The organism is Caballeronia sp. Lep1P3, assembly GCF_022879595.1.
GTDB lineage: Bacteria > Pseudomonadota > Gammaproteobacteria > Burkholderiales > Burkholderiaceae > Caballeronia.
In genome coordinates this window covers 31954-50609 of sequence record NZ_CP084265.1, presented here as the reverse complement: position 1 = coordinate 50609, position 18656 = coordinate 31954, and the positions used below count along the sequence as shown (strand labels likewise).

12 protein-coding genes and 1 tRNA gene are annotated in these 18656 nt (G+C 61.9%); 2 read left to right on the top strand and 11 right to left on the bottom strand.

Features of this window, described 5'->3' with window-relative positions; translation table 11 throughout:
* Nucleotides 1-73 precede the first annotated feature (73 nt).
* Nucleotides 74-1174 carry a LysR family transcriptional regulator gene (locus LDZ27_RS00205; protein ID WP_244814795.1) on the bottom strand — a complete coding sequence of 367 codons (1101 nt, stop codon included), beginning with the start codon at nucleotides 1172-1174 and terminating at the stop codon, nucleotides 74-76.
* 243 nt (nucleotides 1175-1417) lie between these two features.
* Entirely contained in the window at nucleotides 1418-3289 is a 1872-nt protein-coding gene (locus LDZ27_RS00200; protein ID WP_244814794.1) for a phosphoenolpyruvate carboxykinase (GTP), read from the bottom strand.
* A gap of 453 nt (nucleotides 3290-3742) precedes the next feature.
* On the opposite strand from LDZ27_RS00200, the gene LDZ27_RS00195 reads away from it, so the two are divergent.
* On the top strand, nucleotides 3743-4759 hold the full coding sequence (locus tag LDZ27_RS00195; RefSeq protein ID WP_244814793.1) for a D-2-hydroxyacid dehydrogenase family protein: 1017 nt from the start codon (nucleotides 3743-3745) through the stop codon (nucleotides 4757-4759).
* A gap of 4 nt (nucleotides 4760-4763) precedes the next feature.
* Here LDZ27_RS00195 and LDZ27_RS00190 read toward each other — a convergent pair whose 3' ends face one another.
* The 3 genes from LDZ27_RS00190 to LDZ27_RS00180 are packed head-to-tail and all read right to left on the bottom strand — an operon-like array spanning nucleotide 4764 to nucleotide 6535.
* Complete coding sequence (locus tag LDZ27_RS00190; RefSeq protein WP_244814792.1) at nucleotides 4764-5237, bottom strand: OsmC family protein; 474 nt, start codon at nucleotides 5235-5237, stop codon at nucleotides 4764-4766.
* An 11-nt stretch (nucleotides 5238-5248) separates the two neighbouring features.
* Complete coding sequence (locus tag LDZ27_RS00185; RefSeq protein ID WP_244814791.1) at nucleotides 5249-6118, bottom strand: patatin-like phospholipase family protein; 870 nt, start codon at nucleotides 6116-6118, stop codon at nucleotides 5249-5251.
* Nucleotides 6119-6121: 3 nt separating this feature from the next.
* Nucleotides 6122-6535, bottom strand: a complete 414-nt coding sequence (locus tag LDZ27_RS00180) for a PaaI family thioesterase (protein WP_244814790.1) — start codon at nucleotides 6533-6535, stop codon at nucleotides 6122-6124.
* A 191-nt stretch (nucleotides 6536-6726) separates the two neighbouring features.
* Between LDZ27_RS00180 and LDZ27_RS00175 the strand changes: the two genes are divergently transcribed.
* Nucleotides 6727-6802 (top strand) — tRNA-Lys (locus LDZ27_RS00175).
* Nucleotides 6803-8717: 1915 nt separating this feature from the next.
* Here the strand turns inward: LDZ27_RS00175 and LDZ27_RS00170 are convergent.
* The 6 genes from LDZ27_RS00170 to LDZ27_RS00145 all read right to left on the bottom strand — a co-directional run bounded on the left by LDZ27_RS00170 (nucleotide 8718) and on the right by LDZ27_RS00145 (nucleotide 18602).
* Nucleotides 8718-10088, bottom strand: a complete 1371-nt coding sequence (locus LDZ27_RS00170; RefSeq protein ID WP_244814789.1) for a cytochrome P450 — start codon at nucleotides 10086-10088, stop codon at nucleotides 8718-8720.
* Between the two features lie 5 nt (nucleotides 10089-10093).
* Nucleotides 10094-11260, bottom strand: a complete 1167-nt coding sequence (locus LDZ27_RS00165; protein WP_244816160.1) for a hypothetical protein — start codon at nucleotides 11258-11260, stop codon at nucleotides 10094-10096.
* Complete coding sequence (locus LDZ27_RS00160; RefSeq protein WP_244814788.1) at nucleotides 11260-11559, bottom strand: hypothetical protein; 300 nt, start codon at nucleotides 11557-11559, stop codon at nucleotides 11260-11262. Before LDZ27_RS00160 ends, LDZ27_RS00165 begins: the two co-directional genes overlap by 1 nt.
* Before the next feature lie 74 nt (nucleotides 11560-11633).
* Complete coding sequence (locus LDZ27_RS00155) at nucleotides 11634-15311, bottom strand: CDP-glycerol glycerophosphotransferase family protein (RefSeq protein ID WP_244814787.1); 3678 nt, start codon at nucleotides 15309-15311, stop codon at nucleotides 11634-11636.
* A 49-nt stretch (nucleotides 15312-15360) separates the two neighbouring features.
* Nucleotides 15361-17424, bottom strand: a complete 2064-nt coding sequence (locus LDZ27_RS00150) for a capsular polysaccharide biosynthesis protein (protein WP_244814786.1) — start codon at nucleotides 17422-17424, stop codon at nucleotides 15361-15363.
* The gene (locus tag LDZ27_RS00145) at nucleotides 17421-18602 is read right to left on the bottom strand and encodes a CDP-glycerol glycerophosphotransferase family protein (protein ID WP_244814785.1); all 1182 of its coding nucleotides are present in this window, start codon (nucleotides 18600-18602) and stop codon (nucleotides 17421-17423) included. The genes LDZ27_RS00150 and LDZ27_RS00145 overlap by 4 nt, the downstream gene beginning before the upstream one ends.
* Nucleotides 18603-18656: the final 54 nt, after the last annotated feature.

Genomic DNA, 18656 nt, shown 5'->3' with positions numbered 1-18656 from the left:
CGCGAAGAAACTCGCGGGCTTTTTCGTTCCAGCGGTTACGGCTTGGCGCGAACCGCGAAGCCGAACGCGCCGCTCAGAAAGGCGACGCCGCCGGCAAGCGCCCGCGCGTGCGCGACGGCTTCGACAGCTTCGGCCCCAGTTCCCCGTCCATCGATCGCGGACGCGGCGCGGGCGGCGGCGCTTCGGGTTCATCGGCCTCTTCGTAGTGCGCCTGCGCGCTGCTCGCGGCGGGCGCCGGCTTGCCGATGCCATCGCGAATCCATTGCTCGCCGAACTGGTGATTCGGCGTCTGGCTGAAATGCTCGACAAGGTGATCGATGAACGTGCGCACCTTCGCGGGCAAGTGCCGCCGGCTCGGATACGCGACGTTGATCTCGACCTGCGGCAACTGATAGTCACCGAGCAGCCGCACGAGCTGCCCGCGCTTCATGTCGTTGCCGATCAGATAGCTCGGCAGAATCGCGATACCCATGCCGAGCAGCGCGAACTGCCGCAGCATTTCCGTATTGTTCGCGATGATGACGTTCTGCGGCCGCACGCGCACTTCGCCGTCCGGACCGGTGAACACGCGCTCGTCGCCCCAATATTCGGACGGCAGACTCAGGCAAGGATGCTCGAGCAAGTGCTCGGGGCGCGTCGGCGTGCCGTGCTTCTCCAGATAGTCGGGCGTCGCGCAGACCGTCATGCAGCCGGTCGTCAGGCGGCGCGTCACGACGCTCGCGCTTTTCACTTGCCGCGCGATCACGATGCCGACGTCGAATCCTTCCTCGACGAGATCGACCTGACGATCGACGAGCGTCACATCCGGAACGACTTTCGGATAACGCTGCGCGTAGGTCTGAAGCACCGGCGCGAGATTGTGCAGCCCGAAGACGACCGGCGCGACGATTCGCAGCGAGCCGAGCGGCTCGTGATTGCGCGCGACGACCATCTGCTCGACATCTTCGAGTTCGTCGAGAATCTGGCGCGCGCGCTCCAGATAAACCTGACCGGATTCGGTCAGCGAAAGACTGCGCGTGGTGCGGTTGAGCAGACGCGTGCCGAGGCGACCTTCGAGATCCGCGACATGCCGCGTCGCCACTGCGTTCGAGATGTCCATCGCGCTCGCGGCTCGGGCAAAACTGCCGAGATCGGCGACGCGGACGAACACTCTCATCGACTGCAAATGATCCATGGGACAACTCCTGCCGCCAGGCGGCTATAAATTCTGCTGCAAGGCAATTCAGAATTATCCTAGGACTTGGCGATTCGTGCAGAAGTTGCGGGCAGCGCGGGACTTTTCGAAAAAATTCGTCAGAGAAAGGCGTTCGGCGGAGAAAGATGACCGTTCGGTCATCTTCCGGTGCGAAAAAGCGACAGAAAGAAGACACGACGCGCCCGGCGGCGCGATGCGCCGGGCGGTCCACTGCGCAGAAGATCAGGCGGCGAGACGCTTTTCCATGTCCGCCTTGGCTTCCGGCAGTGCTTCCGGTAGCCCTTGTTGCAGTTTCGTGAACAACTCGTCGTGGAGCGCGAGTTCGGCGCGCCATGCGGCGTCGTTGACCGAGATCACCTGCTCGAACTGCTCGCGCGTGAAATCGAGCCCGCCCCAGTCGATGTCCTCGTAACGCGGCGAGATGCCGAATGCGTGTTCCTCGCCGCTCGCCGTGCCTTCGATGCGCCCGATCATCCAGTTCAGCACGCGCATGTTCTCGCCGAAGCCCGGCCAAACGAACTTGCCGTCGCCGCCCTTGCGGAACCAGTTGACGCAGAAGAACTTCGGCGCCTTCGCGTTTTCCGCCTGCAGGCGTTCGCCCATCTTCAGCCAGTGGCCGAAGTAATCGCTCATGTTGTAGCCGCAGAACGGCAGCATCGCGAACGGGTCGCGGCGCACGACGCCTTGCTGGCCCGCGGCGGCGGCCGTGGTTTCGGAGCCCATCGTCGCGGCCATGTAGACGCCTTCCTTCCAGTCGCGCGCTTCGGTCACGAGCGGCACCGTATTCGAGCGGCGTCCGCCGAAGATGAACGCGTCGATCGGCACGCCGGCGGGGTTCTCCCAGTCGGCGTCGATCGACGGACATTGCGATGCCGGCGCAGTGAAACGCGCGTTCGGATGCGCCGCTTTCGCGCCGGTTTCCTTCGCGATCTCGGGCGTCCAGTCGCGGCCCTGCCAGTCGATGAGATGCGCGGGCGGCGCTTCCGTCATGCCTTCCCACCAGACGTCGCCGTCGTCCGTCAGCGCGACGTTCGTGAAGATGACGTTCTCCTTCAACGTGGCCATCGCGTTGAAGTTGGTCTTTTCGCTCGTGCCCGGCGCGACGCCGAAATAGCCCGCTTCCGGATTGATCGCGTAGAGACGCCCGTCGCGGCCCGGCTTGATCCACGCGATGTCGTCGCCGATGGTCGTCACTTTCCAGCCGTTCAGATCGCTCGGCGGGATCAGCATCGCGAAGTTCGTCTTGCCGCATGCCGATGGGAACGCCGCCGCGACGTGATACTTGCGGCCCTGCGGCGAGGTCACGCCGAGAATCAGCATGTGTTCGGCGAGCCAGCCTTCGTCGCGGCCCATCGTCGATGCAATGCGCAGCGCGAAGCATTTCTTGCCGAGCAGCGCGTTGCCGCCGTAGCCCGAGCCGAAGCTCCAGATTTCGCGCGATTCCGGGAAGTGAACGATGTACTTCGTGTCGTTGCACGGCCAGGGCACGTCCTTGCGGCCATCGCCGAGCGGCGCGCCGACCGAATGCACGCACGGCACGAACTCTCCGTTCTCGCCGAGGACGTCGTACACCTCGCGGCCCATGCGCGTCATGATCCGCATGTTCGTCACGACGTAGGGACTATCCGACAACTCCACGCCGATATGCGCGATCGGCGAACCCAGCGGGCCCATCGAGAACGGCACGACGTACATCGTGCGGCCGCGCATCGCGCCGTCGAAGAGACCGTCGAGCGTCGAGCGCATTTCCTGCGGCTCGATCCAGTTGTTGGTCGGACCGGCGTCTTCGCGACGCTGCGAGCAGATGAACGTGCGATCTTCGACGCGCGCGACATCCGATGGCGACGAGCACGCAAGATACGAGTTCGGGCGTTTTTCGGGATTGAGCTTCTTCATGGTGCCGGCGGCGACCATTTGCTCGCAGAGGCGGTCGTATTCGGCCTGCGTGCCGTCGCACCAGACGATGCGTTCGGGCTTGGTCAGGGCCGCGACGCGTTGAACCCATTCGATCAGTCTTCGGTTCCGGACATACGCCGGCGCTTCGATGTCGACGGCGTTGTTCTTGTTGTCTTCGATTACTGCAGGCTGGTTCATCGGGCTGTCTCCGTTCTTCGCAATGAAACCGTGACCGTGACGCGGCATGCGAGAGGCATTGCGAGGCATCGGCGACTGCGTTTTTCGTCACACGAAAGACGGTCGCTGCGTGCCCTGCGCGTCCAAAGGCCGAGTTCCCTTGCGCGGCTTGCGTCGCAAAGGAACAAACTGTTAAAAAGAGATACTAAACGGCCTGTCTCCTTGCGCATTACCGTGTTTTCCGCAATGGCCGGCGCGAACTTCCACTTTCGGTTCCGCGCTTGATGAGCCGCCTCAATTTGGGGAATCAAGCATAACACCGCACCGCAGCCTGACGTTGACGGCGCGCATTAATGCAGGGTTTAGGCGGAATAGAGCGTATTTATCGGTAATTACCCGAAGTTAATGGCTCGCCGCCAGAAAGCCCAATCCGATCATGCAGCACGTTCAATGCCCATCAAAATTCAAATGCCCATGAAAATCGCCATTCTCGACGACTACCAGGACGCCGTTCGGAAGCTCGACTGCTTCCATTTGCTGGATGACCATGAGGTGAAGGTCTTCAATAACACGGTGCGTGGGCTCGGACAGTTGGCGAGCAGACTTTCGGAAGTGGACGCCCTGGTGCTGATTCGCGAACGCACGCGAGTCAGCTCGCAACTGCTCGACAAGTGCCCGAAGCTGCGCATGATCAGCCAGACGGGGCGCGCGGGCGGCGGACACATCGACATGGACGCGTGTACCGAGCGCGGCATCGCCGTGCTGGAAGGCACCGGGTCGCCCGTCGCGCCGGCCGAACTGACGTGGGCGCTCATCATGGCGGCGCAGCGGCGCATTCCGCAGTACGTCGCGAACCTGAAACAGGGCGCGTGGCAGCAGTCGGGATTGAAGACCTCCGCGCTGCCGCCGAATTTCGGGCTCGGGCAAGTGCTTCGCGGTCAGACGCTCGGCATCTGGGGCTATGGAAAGATCGGTCAACTCGTCGCGGGTTACGGCAAGGCGTTCGGCATGAACGTGCTCGTCTATGGCCGCGAGCATTCGCAGGCGGCGGCGCGCGACGACGGCTTCGCGGTCGCCGAAAGCCGCGAAGCGCTTTTCGAACAGAGCGACGTGCTGACGCTGCATCTGCGCATGAACGACGAAACGCGCGGCATCGTGAAAACCGACGATCTCATGCGGATGAAGCCGACCGCGCTCTTCGTCAACACGAGCCGCGCGGAGCTGCTGGAAGAGAACGCGCTGCTCAACTCGCTGCATCACAACCGGCCGGGCATGGTGGCCGTCGATGTCTACGAGAGCGAGCCGATCCTGCAAGGCTACGGATTGCTGCGCATGGAGAACGTGATCTGCACGCCGCACATCGGATACGTCGAGCGCGAGAGCTACGAGCTGTACTTCGGCGCGGCGTTCAAGAACATTCTCGCTTTCGATGCGGGCGATACATCGAGCGCCGCCAACCCGGAAGCGCTGCAACACGCGCGTCGCCGCTAAAAGCTCAGGGCGTCGATACTTCGATCGACGGCTCGCAGCGCACCGGACAATTCACCGAATTGGCGATGAAACAGAAGCGGTGCGCTTCTTCGTGCAGGCGCGCGGCGAGCGCTGCGTCGCTGCCCGCGCCGATGGTCACTTTCGGTCGCAGCAGCACGTCGATGAAGCGCCCGCTGCCGCTTCTCTCTTCCTGCATCGTGCCGACGGCGTCATCGACATAAGCGTTCACGATGACGCCGTTCGTCGCGCATAGGTGCAGATACCAGAGCATGTGGCACGACGACAGCGACGCCACGAAGAATTCCTCGGGATTGTGGCGCGTGGAATCGCCGCGAAACGCCGGATCGCTCGATGCCTCGATCGCCCGCTTATGCGCGACGCGCACGAGGTGGTCGCGCGAATAGGCGTCGTAGGCGGATGTGCCGCTGCCGGCATTGCCCGTCCACGCGACGCTCAGCTCATAGGTGTGCTTTGGCACGGCGTGCCTCGCTAGCTAACGTGCGATGCCGTTTCCACGAGACGCGGCAGACGCTGGAGGAAGTCATCGCCGTCCGCGCGGCCCAGGTCGTAAGCATGCTGCATCTGCGCGGGGCTCGTGTAATCCCAGCTCGAAATCGGCACCTTGCGCGATGGCTGCACGTAGAGACGCCGCTGCTCGCCGTGCGGCACGACGAACGCGCGCTCGCGCGGATAAAGCCGCGTGACCATCACGAGGACGGTTCCCGGCGACGCATCGAGCGCGGAGACCGGCACGTTGTCGACCATGCCGCCGTCGAGCACCGGCCGGCCGTTGCGACGCAGAATCGGCGTGAACGGCGGCGTGCTCGACGATTGCAGGATCAGATCGGCGAGATCCTCGATGCTCGCGCATTCCTGCGCCCTGACGAACTCGGGATGAAAGCCGAGCGCCTGACCGAGCGTCGGATGCAGCGTCTTGCGCACGTATTTTTCGATGTTGTACGCGATCAGCCCCGCCGCGACTGCGCTGCGCGCGCCAAGCCAGCGCGGCAAATGCGACACGCCGATGCGAATTTCCGGCGCCCGCGCGAGTTCGTGAAAGCGATCCGCGAAGATGTCGAGCAGCGCCTGCCGATAGATGCGGTAATGCGGAAACACCGACTGCCCGCGCAGCAGGTTGCCCCAATAGGCGTTCTTCGTGTTTCCGCTGAGCACGCGGGCGTAATAGTCCATGACCCAGCGCGCGTCGTTCGTATAGAGCATGCACGCCGTGGCTGCGCCCGCCGAGATTCCCGCGATGATGCGCGGGCGCAGATCCAGTTCCGGCTGCACGACGTTCCAGAATCCGGCTTGCCACCAGCAGCGATTGCCACCGCCGGCGAATACGACTTGATCGAACATGGCTTACTGATCTTTGTTGATGAGCGCGTAGGTGGTCGTCGCGTGCGCGGCGAGTTCGCCTTTGTCGTCGTGCATGTCGATTTCGCCGAAGACGAGGTTGCGCCCGCGCCGCATGACGCGCGCGGTGACGCGCACGTCGCCCGCTTTGACCGGGCGCATGAAGGTGGTGTTGAGCGAGACGGTGGTCATCGGCGAGAAGCCGCCCATGACGTGCGAGATGGCGACGACCATCGCGGTATCGGCGGCGGCCATGAAGACCTGTCCGCAGATGACGCCGCCCGCATGCCGCAGGTGCTCCGAATACGGAAGCCGCAGCGTGACGGAATCATCGGCGATGGCTTCGGGCGTCAGCGACAACTCGCGCACCCACGGCGCGAGAATGTGTTCGAGCAGCGCGCGGATGGCGGATTCGTCCATGTCGTGTCGATTCGTTCGTGTCGTGGTGCGGGCGGGAAGCGAACGAAGGTTCGCGGTTTCGCCATGATACCGGCTGTTTGGCGGTGCGCGCTTTGGGGCTGGCTTTGCGCTGGCTTTCTGCGTGCGGCGAAATTCCGCGCGCCGAGGGCTTGCGCTTTTCGAAATACTCCCGCTATAATTTCGCTTCTGTTGGGGCGTTAGCTCAGTTGGTAGAGCAGCGGACTCTTAATCCGTAGGTCGAGTGTTCGAGTCACTCACGCCCCACCAACAAATTCAAAGGGTTACAGCGATTTCGCTTGTAACCCTTTTTCGCTTCTGTCGCCATGTAACCGCCGTGTAACCGCTTTGCGACAATCGACTCCCGTCGTGCCGCTCGATGTCCGCCCCACCCTACGGCTTGCGCCGCGAAGTGGCGAGTGCTCGAAGCCGGCTACCGCGCCCCTAAGAAATCATCAGAGAACGTGCAGTCCTGACCCTCGGAGGAGCGAACGGTTTCGGCCTTGGATTGAATCCGGGCGCAGCAATTGATTCCCTGAATAATCTCAGAGGAGTCCGCGCCCCGGCCGGATTCGATGGCAATGAATGACTTGTGAACGCGCCAGCCGAGACGCTCCATGGTGGCCGTAATAAAGACACGTTGAGATGAGGCTCACGACAGGGATGAGAGTTGCGCGCGCAAGCGCCTCTGGCTTCGTCCCATGCCGAGGGGTCCGAATTTAGTCCCGGCTCAAACTGAGGAAGCCACGGTGTTCTCCGATTAGCCACCGCGAAGAAGCACAGGTTATTCGACCAGCATTTATATGAGGGGTACATGTCGGTGCGGGCATCTCAGCCCCTTCGACGACAACAGACAACGTTTGTGCAAGAGCCATAACGCTAGCTGCTCCCTAGGCGGCTTCAGCCGCCGAACTGCGCGGTTCCTGGTGACGCAGAGGCCGTTCATGCAGCGCAGTTAACGAGCCTTAGCCAGCGGGTGAGTGTGAACGTGCGGCGATCATGCGCGACTCGAGGCGCGCGATCGTTTCTCACGATGCTTTCGTGGGCGAAGACGGAGTACAGATTTGACCGGACAGGAATTTAAAACGTCACTTGAGTTGCGTCGTTAGAACGCGCTCGACCTCATGGCTGGCGACACGTTATCGGAATTCACGCGGAAGCTAGAAGTCAGCAGCGCTCAGGCGGCCCACATCGTAGGACCGAACCCAATTCGTGGGATCGGTGGCCAACTTGCACGTCGCATAGAACTCGCCTATGACAAACCGGCTGGCTGGCTAGATAGCGATAATATCTCCGTCATCGGGCGCGTCGCGTGCGATGCGACTGCCGCCGTGGCAATTAAGCTGTACGATTCTCAGGTACGGCCTATTGACTGGACGCCAGTCGACGACGACTGTGTCGCTTGGGCCGTAGCATTTTCGGAAACGGCAAAGCTACCTAGTTTTGATCGAACATGGCTGCACAACGCCGCGGATGCGAAGCACCGCTACACGACTGAAGAGCTCCGGTACCTGAACTCACGAAAACTTGCTTGCACATAGGAACAACCGGATTCGGGCAAAAGTTGGGCGTTACAGCAAACCAAGCAAATGAAACTGTCGGCCCCAACCCGATCCGGAATATCGGGCATGAACTAGCGCGCCGTATTGACTTGGCCTTCCTAAAGCCAACGGGATGGCTGGACACCGATCATTCAATCGGCGATCCGTTCGCTGAATTGCCCGAACGTCTCACGCTCCTTTTCTCATGTTGGAGCGCGCACCCATTGTCCAGCAAACGTCGCATCTGAAGAAGAACTTATCCAGCATTGCCCGCCCATGAACCGGGTCTTTTGCGGATATCGGTGGCGGCCCGGACGTCGACAATCCCCTAGCTTCTCAAGAACAAGCCGAGTCGCATCTTGCCATGTGTGAATGGTTTCAGACGTTGGGCGCATCTCCATTGGAAATTGACTTCAGAGCTGAAACAAGAAAGACACGGTCCATACGACACCATCGGCGATAGTCGTTGCTTCCTCCAACGCGCCGACGATCCTCAGCCAGTTCTCGCTTCGTGCACTTTGCTAGCCGACTACGGCAGCGTCTGGGTGACAAATTTCACGCCAGGGCTGCCAACCTCAATACGGCGTCGGTAGATGCTGCGATGCACTAGTGAGCGGCTTCTCACAGATGCGAATCGCGCGTTGTCACGAAGCGTCGCGCCTTCTCAGCTTTATACGCACGCCGTTACCCGAGCGTATGGTCACCCGCCCAACGACGCGCGGGACGTGTGTCCTGTCGGGCTCAATGTGGTATCGCCGCACAATACTCGCGAGGATCAGCACTGCTTCCTGTGTTGCGAACGCCGCGCCGATGCACACGCGCGGTCCTTTGCTGAATGGAATGTAGGCGCAGCGCGCCGCTTCCTTGCCAGACTCGGAGTCGAAGCGGTCGGGATCGAATTCGTCAGGCCGCTCCCAGATCGCCCGATGCCGATGGAGCAGCCACGGCGAGATGAGAATGGGCGAGCCAGCGGCCACGTCCTTGTCGCGGATGCACTGCGATTGTGTCGCCTCGCGCACGAAGAAGCCGACGGGCGGATAAAGACGCAGCGCTTCGCGAAATACATTGCCAACGGTCGGCAACGCCTTCATGTCGCTCATCTCAAAGTCACCGTCGCCCACCGTTTCGCGAATCTCCTGACAGATCCGTTCCTGCAGATGTGCGCAGTTCGAAAGCAGATAGAGCGCCCAGGTCAGCGCACTCGCCGACGTCTCATGCCCGGCGAGAAACAGCATGCAGACCTGATCGACCAGTTCTGGAAAACCGAAGCGGTCGCCGGTTTCGGGATCACTCACCTCCATCATGCCGCCAAGAATATCGCGATATTCGGCCGACTTCCCTGCATCGCGATCTGCGCAACGCCGTTTAATGATGCCCGAGAGTATGGAGCGAATGCGCTTCGCTGACCGCCTGCTCGCGCGCGTCCAAAGGAATGGCGGCAGGCGGTAGATCATCAGAATTGCCGCGCGTTGCGCGTGACCCTGAAACTCGGTGAACGCGGCGTAGATCTCGCGCGCCTCGTTCTCGGTCAGATCTTGTGAAAGGATCGTGCGGAAGATGATGTCGGCGGTGACATAGGTCATCTCTTCATCGACCTCGTAGGAGTTGCCGTCTGCGACATGATCCAGCCGGTCGAGCATGTTGGCCGTCGACTGGTGCATCAGCGAGAACACGAGCTTGAGGCGCGCAGCAGAGAAAGCTGGTTCCATGAGCCGGCGTTGACGCTCCCAAACTTCCCCGTTCGTCGTGAAGATGCTTTCGCCAAGTAGCGGCTCGAGCATCCGGTGCATCAGCGCGTGCTTGGGATAACGCTTCGCATCGGCGAGAATACCAGGCACCCATTTCGTATCGTTAAGCATGAAGATCTTCATGCCGAACTGCGAAATGCTGCCCATTTTCATGGAGTAGCTGCGCTCGAAGAGCACATCGATCCAGGAATTCCAGCCGCGCAAAAAGCGCAGCAGCAGCGAACTCTTGTTGCTGTGCGGCTTCGGATAGGGAGGAGTAAAGTTCATCGGTCTCAATAGGGCTCAAGGCGATTTGGGCCCGCCGTCATGCGGAAGTAGTCGTATTGATTGGGCAACTCGCTCGCCATCAGATACTGGAAATGAAGACGCATCTTGTCGCGCTGGATCTTCTTCCAGGTGGCATCATGGAACATTCGAAACGGGCGGACCACTTGTGCGACGGGACGACCGATCAGGGCCCCCGTGACACCCGACGCGTCGAGCGGATTAACCTGCGAGAAGGCGAGGGCGTCGGCGCGCGCATTCATGTCTAGCCACTGGAACTCGCGATGGTCAGCGAGCGTACGCAGGCAGGCGCGAAATCGTTCGGCCGAAGGCTGCATCCCAAGCAGCGGAATGCACTGCCCCAGCGTGAGAACCGACAGGTTGGTATGCTCGCCGGCGCGCGCGAGCGTGGATAGACGCGCGCCAACCATCACCGCGACAATCGACCCGACGCTGTGGCCGATGATTAGCACCTCGTCGCACGGCGCGCGGCCTTGCTCATCCAGAATGTGCCTTGCGAGCTCGCCGGCGCGCGCCTCGACTTGTCGTTGCTTTTCCTCGTTCCATGCGCCGACGAAATCGTAAATCCTGAGCAGCCAGAAGACGGCCGAACGATCCGCGAGACGCACGCCGCCGATACACAAGGCCGCCGCAGTCACGAAGCCGCACGCGACGCCCAGCGCGCCGTGACCGCTTAAGCGCGCGACGAGACCCGCGGCGACGAATCCCGCCACGAACGAGAACAGCATAATGAGGACCAGGCACGCGTGCGGATAGATTGCACTTAGGAACGGGCCGCGGAAGTCGCGGCGTAGTTGCGCCCACGCGCCGCATTGCGCAAACTGGAAGAAGCTCACGAGACTATTCAATACGAGCTTCGCCAGATTGCGCTCCCAGTTGTTGCGCACAATATCGTCCCAGTGCAGGAACTGATACTCGGTCGAAACCGAACGCCCTTCCCAGTTGGCGTCGACATGCCATACGCTCGCGTACTGGTTCTTGCGCGTGCGCGGGCCGGTCTTGATCGCGACGCCTAGCAGCGCCGCCTGCCTGACCGCCTCTTCACGGTAAAGCCGGTGATAGTAGCCGGGACCGCGAGGGTCGAAGCCGCTCACGTAGTAGACTCGGCGTGCCTGTACGCAGGCGCTGTCGCCGATGGCTGGGTTCTTGTCCATCACAGGGTCCGGTCGTGCAGTCGCTTGCGCAACACCAGATCGACGACAGGCTGCTCGCGCTTGTTCGCGCGGCGGCAATGGTCGGTCTGGAAGCGTTCGGTCACCGCGATGATGAATTTCGCCCACCTGCGGTCGCGCTCGCGCCAGGCATGAGACGAAATCGATTCCCATGCATAGCCGTTGAACACAGTGGCGTTGACGAAATGATCGAGCGCGCGCACGCCGGCACGGCCCCGCTCTGTCTTGCCGAAGAAGCCGACATAGACGATCAGCAAATAGCCGAGCACGGCGAGCGGCACGATGACTGTCATCAGCATGACGCCGGCTATGCGTTCTTTCAGTGTGTCGAGCATCGGCGATTCGGTCGTTCGGTTCAGACGGGCTCGACTTGCGCTTCCATGCGCGCCAACACGTCGGTGGGCGCCGGCGCATACCGCTCGATCAGCGTCATGAAGGCGCGCAGCGCTTCCGCCTGATACTGGCGTGTGTCGAAGCGCTTCGGCGCGGTCCAACCATTGAGCAACTCCGTCAAACCATGCACGACGCCGCTCTCGGTGTTCTCGACGAGCAGGCCATAGCCGCCTTCGAGTACGCTATGCGGGCCGGGAATGTCGGTCGATACCACCTGCTTGCCGAGCGTGAGCGCTTCGAGCAGGACGAGGCCCTGGCCTTCGTGATCAGACGACAAAATGAAAGCGTCTGCGCGTTGGATGATAGGGAATGGATTCCCGTACCCGCCGGCCAGCCGGACATAGCCGGTTGCACCCAGTTCGGCCAGCGCGCCTTCGAGATGTGCTCGCTGGGGCCCTTCGCCGACGATCACCAACTTCACGTCGGGCATGTGTGCGCGCACCTTCGCAAACGCACGGATGAGCTTCTCCTGACCTTTTTCCGGCGAGAGCCTGCCAACCGTCACGACCACGCGAGACGCACCGATCCACGAGGTTAAAGTAGGATCGACCTCCTCATCAGCGAGTTTCAGAACCCGGTCCGCGTCTATCGTGTTGTTGAGAAACTCGAAACGGCCCGGATCGAGTGAGAAGCGGCGCGCGAGCGCGCTGAGGTTCTGCTCGTGTACGCTGGCCGAAACCGAAATAAGCTTGTCGAACCGATCGTAGAGGCCGAACAGAGACTCGAGCTTAGGAAATCTGACCCTGCACTCCTCGATCATATTGTTGTGCAGATAAATCAACCGTGTGTTGTCCGGTGTACCGGCCTCGGCCAGAAGCGACGTCCAGAAGTGGCTGTAGCCATCGAACTGAACGAAGGCATCGAACCCCGATTCACCGAACATCCGGCGGAACTCGCGGCGGAATGCACGCGCCTGCACGCTCTTGCGTTCGGCGTTCATGTAACCGTCCGGAGCATCCTCGGACCGGTCGACGATTCGTCGTTCCTCGAGCGTCACTGTCATCGCGCCAGCACGTGCGACGACGGGAACTCTTCCGGCTATATCCGCGAATTTCTGTCGATGGACCGGATTACCCGCAACCTGCCCTGAGTCGATCAGCGCGACCACATCGTGGCGCCCCGCGTCGCGCAGGCCGTTGAGCAGGCTCACGAACGAAGAAGTGATGCCGTTGGGCGCAAAGTGACCACCGAAGAACAACAATCGCGGACGATCGTGGCGAGCCGTAATCACCTTGCCGACGTTCGCGTCGCGCAGGAAAAAGTCAATGGCTCGATCCGTTGCATTGCCGTCATCGTACGGACAGAAGCGCGCAATCGCCTTCTCGTATTGCTCTTCGAATACAGGCCAGGAGCCGGTCAGGACGGCGATCTTCGAACACAACGCATCGATGTCGAAGCACTGCGTGCCCGGCATTTCGCCGAAGTCGAAATAGAGGCCGCGCTCGGCCGCGTACTGCTCGTAGTCGTACGTGTAATAGAGAATGGGGCGTTGCGTCGGAATGAAGTCGAAGAAGATGCTTGAATAGTCCGTAACCAGGATATCGACAATCGACAGTAACTCGTTCGCGTCGATGTCGCCCGGCACGACGGATATGCCAGGAGTCTTTTGGCCAGCCAGCTTCTTCTCGACGAAGTTATGCCCTTTGAATAACACTTGACACGGCAATGCACCAAGTCGTTTGAGATCGGCTGCCAGTCGCTCGAACTCGACCTGCTCCTTGCCGAGCACGCCCCGCCAAGTCGGCGCGTACAGCACGACCGGCTGATTGGTTGACAACCCGAGTCGTTCACGCAAGGCAGCCTGCGCGGACGAAGCAAGATTCAGCGTCGCATCGATGCGCGGATAGCCTGCCTCCAGCATCTTTCCAGGGAAGAAGCTCGCGACGTCGAATTTCTCAAGCAGAATGCGCGATGTATGCGCGTTCGGACTCAGCATGTGGCTGGCCTGGAGCAGATTGCGCGCGGAGTTGCGATGCTCCATGAAGTTGTTGCTGATATCGAGCCCCATCGCTTTAAGCGGCGTGCCATGCCACGTATTCAGATAGCGCTGGGTTTCCTTGCGGATGAAGTACGGCGGAAAGGTCGAGTTGTTCACGAGATACTTGGCGCTCGCAAGATGGCGCCGATATCGGTCCGAATCCTTGGCCACAAAGACGACGTTATTGCGCGTTCGATACTCGTGGGGAATTCGGCTGCGATCATTCAGCACCCAGATGTGCAGCCAGGAGCGATAGTGCGGATCATCGACGATCCGCTTGAACATCGCGTAGGGATTGCAGCTCATCGAGTTGCCGCCGAAGCTCTCATAGAGAATCACGTTGTCGGTGACCGCGAGGGTTTCGTAATACTCGCTGTACTGCAAGGCCTTGACGACCACGACCGATTTGTAATCCCTCTCGTCGACGCCGTGCGGCAACTTGAACACCACCGTCTCGATGAACGCCTCGCAGGCCTCTTCGTATCGACCCGCCTGCGTCAACGCGCGTCCCAGACGGTAATACCAGTCGGACTTGAAGTCACTGCAGCGGAGCAGCGCCGCGCGATAGGCGCGCGCCGCCGCCTCCCAGTCGCCCATCGCTTCGTGAGCGCGGGCGAGTTGCACATAAAGGTTTTGATCGGTGGCGTCGGCCGCGATTCTCAGCTCCAGTTGTGCAATTTTGAGGTGCCAAGCGTCGCGATCGCGCAGCCCGAGATTAGTGGGATTCTGAACGACATACGCGACGTTCTTGCGTGAGTTCAAAAATGCCGCGCACGCCGCGCGATGATCACCCGCTTTCGAGAGCACATAGCCCAGCCGGTAGTTCCGGTACGGCCGGTGCGTCGCGTCCCCGATGACCGACGCGTTGTAAGCCTGTGCTGCGTCGCCCCATTTCTGCTGACGCTCAAGCACGAAGGCAAGTCGGTAGCTCCAGTCGGCCTTCGGCTTGCGCAGAAGCAGCAGCGCCCGCCGATAGCACGTTTCCGCCGCATCCCACTCATAGCTTCGTTCATTGGCGAGTCCAAGCCGATAACGCAGCTCCGCACTCTCGGGCGCATGCCTCAACCGCTTCGCATAAGCCCCGAGCGCCATCATCCAAAGCCCATCCTTCTGATGCCAGGCGCCCACCCCGTGCCTGCGCAACTGTCCGCTCGCATCGAGCTTCGTCGCCGTGGCATACGCCTTCTCCGCGCCCGCGAGATTCCCCGCGCGCTCGAGCGCCCGTCCGAGCCGGTATTGCCAGACCGAGCGCTTCGGCTTCAACGCCACCGCATCGGCGAAGGCCTCGGCCGCTCCGTCGAAACGCTTCATGTGCTCGCGAGCCTTGCCGAGCTCGTAGTGCCACCGCGCTTGTTTGCCCGAGCCATGTACCGCGGCCTCGAACGCCGCGACGGCCTGCCACCACTTGTTCTTGTTGCTGAGGGCAAGCCCGAGCAAATACTGTGCATGGGCGCGAGTCGGGTTCAGCGCGATCGCCTCGCGCAGCGACTGTTCCGCGGCCACCGTTTTGCCGAGCGTGAGCAGGCAGAGTCCGCGCAGATACCGCGGATTGTCCCACTTGGGAAATCGTTGCGCGATCCACTGCAGATTTGCGGCCGATCGATTGAGCAGAAACACGCCGTAGCGCTTCTTTGCCTTTTTGTATGTCGCGACGAGATTCATGGTGTATGCAAATGGTCGTCTTCGGAACGTCGGTGAAAACCGGCTAGCCTCATTTCGATGTCACGAGAGCGCGAAGCACCTGTAAGCCCTTGCGCCACTGTCTGCTGAGCCGTTGGCTGCCCGCCGGAACCCCACGGCTCGCGCCCTGCGCGACAAGCGACTGGATAGCATCCTCGACCGCGCAGAAGCCCCGCACCCCAGGCAGGCGGTAGCGTGGATACGCGCACAACGCGACGTACACGAGCTCTTCCAGCGTGAGCTTGCGCGTGCGATGCGGCAGCGCCATGTGATCGACGGTCAGGCCCCAGCCGGCGTAGAACGGACCGCCGTAGCAGTGCACCTTCCTGCCGCGCAACAGCGCCTCGAAGCCTGCGAGTGAGGTCATCGTGTGCACTTCGTCGACCTCGGCGATGCAATCGGAAATGTTGGCGTCGACCACACACTCATCGGCGAGCGACGCCGAAAGCGCCGCATCGACGCCGCCGCTGCGGTTGCACGCCACGACATCGGGGTGCGGTTTGTAGACGATCCACGCTTGCGGATTCGCTCGGCGAACCGCCGCCAACAGATCGAGATTGCGCCGAATATGCGGCGACCCGGCGAGGATCGATTGGTCGTCCTCCACTTGGCCAGGCACGAGGATGCGCAGCCGCCCGGCTGCCGCGCTCGCGCAGCGATACGCGGCGCCCACGTTGTACTTGCTGATCCGCAGGCGCACGAGCGCTTCGCGCAACCGCGCGGCCCGCTCGCGATCGTGAGCGTCGAGCCGCACCTCGTGCGCGAGCCGCTCCATTCGGCTGCCCGAGGCGGGGTCGTAATAGATTCCGTCATCGTCGACGGCGAGCGAAAGCGGCCCGCGCAGGTCCGATCCGAGACCGACCGAGCGCACGAAACCATCCTCGACGCGCGCCACACCTATGCCCCGAGCTCTCGCGGCTCGGCACAGATCTGCATGACGCCCGCCCCAGACAACGAGCTTCGCATCGGCTTCGAGCGCGTCGAGTTGCTTCACTCCGAGCCGGGCCACGAAGCGCAGCCGGTTGGACGGCGTGCTCAGAAACGGGTGAATCACCGCTCGCTTCCACAAGCTCATGCCGATGCAATAGAGCGTGCCGCTGCTCGCTTCGTCGATTTCGCGATTGCGCGCGAGCCAGTCGATAACCTGAAACAGTGTTCCCGGCTGTCCGCTCGCCGGATCGAGATAGCGCGCGTATTTGATATAGGCCGCGGCAAAGAGTTGCTCGACCGTGCGCGGCACGCCGCGACGACGGCGCACGTCGCCGATGGAGGAATGCCGGTCGTCGGTCAAACTCCATCCCGCGTACCACGGCATGCCGAAGCATGTAACGGTTTTACCCAGCATCAAAGCTTCGAAGCCGAGTTGCGAGGTCACGACATAGACGTGATCGAATGCTTCGAGGAGGGTAAGCGGGCAGCATGCCTTCGCGAGTACGTGCACGCGCCCTTGCGCCTTTACGCCGCCGAAATAGCCGCGCTTGCGTCCGCTTGACACGTCGGGATGCGTCTTGACCCAGACTTCGGCGTCGGGATGCTCGGCTTTTGCGGCAGCAAGCATCCTTGCGAACGTTTCGGCGTTCGCGCCGCCGAGCGACACGGAAACATCGCCCGCCGTCTGATCGACGACCAGAACCCGCCCGCCGGCCTTCGCAGGCGGCAGATGCAACGTGGGGGAGTCGTTGTACTTCGAAAGACGATAACGCACGATCGCGTCGATTCCGCGCCGCGCGTCCTGCAGCGTGGCCGCGTCCGCACCGCAATCCGCGATTAGACGTTCGAGCCGCGATGGATGGCCCGCATCGTAGTAAATCCCGAGATCATCCACGACGATTGACAGCGGCGGAGCGCCATTTACGCCGAGGCCTAGCGAGCGAAGGAAGCCATCCTCCAGCGCGAGGTACGGCAGATTGCACGCACGCGCAAGGCGCCGCGCGCGCTCGGCGCTCGGCTTCGCGCCCCATCCGGCGATCGCGGCAACCCCTGCATTACGAACCGCAAACCTTCCGCGCACGCGCACGGGCGTTCCCGAAAGCATGCTGTCGAGATGCGGAATGCCCCAGATGCCCGGCGAGACAATACCAATCGCGTGTGTCATCGTGCGGCGCTCCTCGACAGTGCACGCGCTGGCGCGGCGCCTCGCTCCAGTCCGTTGAAGAGCACTTGGATGCAGCGCTGCGTGCAGGAACCCGCGAGTCTATCCGGCGGCAGGAAGAGGCCAGCTGCAGAATCCAGACGATGCGGGTCGGCAGGCTCGAAGTTTACGTGCGCGAGGCGTTCGAGATCAATGAGCACCGCTTGCCAGTCGCGATGCAACGGTCCTGGAAACACCGACTCTTGCGTGTAGACGAAGCCTCGTTCTTCACTGCAGTAGCGATCGTAATCGGGCACGAGACCAAGAATGGGCTTGCGCATCGCGAGATAGTCGACCCAGATGCTCGAATAGTCGACGATGAGTGCATCTGCGCGGCGCAACAGCAGCGCAGCCTCGGCAAAGCGTGCGGGCGATACATCAATGATGTCGACGCCGTCGCACAACGTATCAAGCGGCCGCTTCTCGTAGGGATGCGGCCGCAGGCCGAACAGGAGACCCATGCGCCGGCACAGACCGCGAATCGCGTCGATGCAGGCGCTATCCATCCAGTCTAGCGGCGAATCTGCGGTTTCGCGGAAGGTCGGCGCATAGAGCACGAGGCGGCGGCCGGCGAGCTGCGCGTCGAGCGCGTCGGCCTGGCGCCGCAAATCGCACGGCAACGGCCAGTCCGCGCGCAGATAGTCGAAGCGCGGCAATCCGGTCGCATGCACTTTCTCGAAAGGCAGACCGAATGCCTGCGCGTTCACGACCCGATCTACCGGGCTGCTCGCGATTAGTGCATCATAGAGCCGCGCATTGCGGACCATGAGCGCGCGCCTCGTGCGTGATTGCGCGTCACCGCGCGGCTCCATCAGAAGCTCGATGCGCTTTAGCGCCACGCCATGCCACAGATTAATCACGCGCCGCCCCCGCCGTCGGCCCGGCAGAAACGCGTCGCGCGCCGAATGGCTCAACACCACGGTCGCGCTCGACACGATGAAACACAGTGCTTCGATGCTGAAGCACTCGAAAACCTTCACGCCTTTCTCTGCCAGCGCGGCTGCCGTCTCCGGTGCGACGGGACCATCCTTGAAAACCGCGAGCTCTCGGTGTGCCGTGCCGCTGGTAGCCGTATCCGCCAGCGCGTCGAGCACGACACGCAGATTGCCGGCGATCGCGACGTTCGGCCGTGTGACGAACACCACGCGATTCGGGCGGAGCGGAAGGCAGCGATCGAGCAGCCGCGCCAGCCAAAG

Coding starts and splice junctions, on each gene's coding strand:
- LDZ27_RS00170 (WP_244814789.1), bottom strand. CDS start 10,088: ATGAACTTTACTCCTCCCTATCCGAAGCCGCACAGCAACAAGAGTTCG.
- LDZ27_RS00180 (WP_244814790.1), bottom strand. CDS start 6,535: ATGGACGAATCCGCCATCCGCGCGCTGCTCGAACACATTCTCGCGCCG.
- LDZ27_RS00150 (WP_244814786.1), bottom strand. CDS start 17,424: ATGACACACGCGATTGGTATTGTCTCGCCGGGCATCTGGGGCATTCCG.
- LDZ27_RS00205 (WP_244814795.1), bottom strand. CDS start 1,174: ATGGATCATTTGCAGTCGATGAGAGTGTTCGTCCGCGTCGCCGATCTC.
- LDZ27_RS00200 (WP_244814794.1), bottom strand. CDS start 3,289: ATGAACCAGCCTGCAGTAATCGAAGACAACAAGAACAACGCCGTCGAC.
- LDZ27_RS00185 (WP_244814791.1), bottom strand. CDS start 6,118: ATGTTCGATCAAGTCGTATTCGCCGGCGGTGGCAATCGCTGCTGGTGG.
- LDZ27_RS00165 (WP_244816160.1), bottom strand. CDS start 11,260: ATGGACAAGAACCCAGCCATCGGCGACAGCGCCTGCGTACAGGCACGC.
- LDZ27_RS00155 (WP_244814787.1), bottom strand. CDS start 15,311: ATGAATCTCGTCGCGACATACAAAAAGGCAAAGAAGCGCTACGGCGTG.
- LDZ27_RS00195 (WP_244814793.1), top strand. CDS start 3,743: ATGAAAATCGCCATTCTCGACGACTACCAGGACGCCGTTCGGAAGCTC.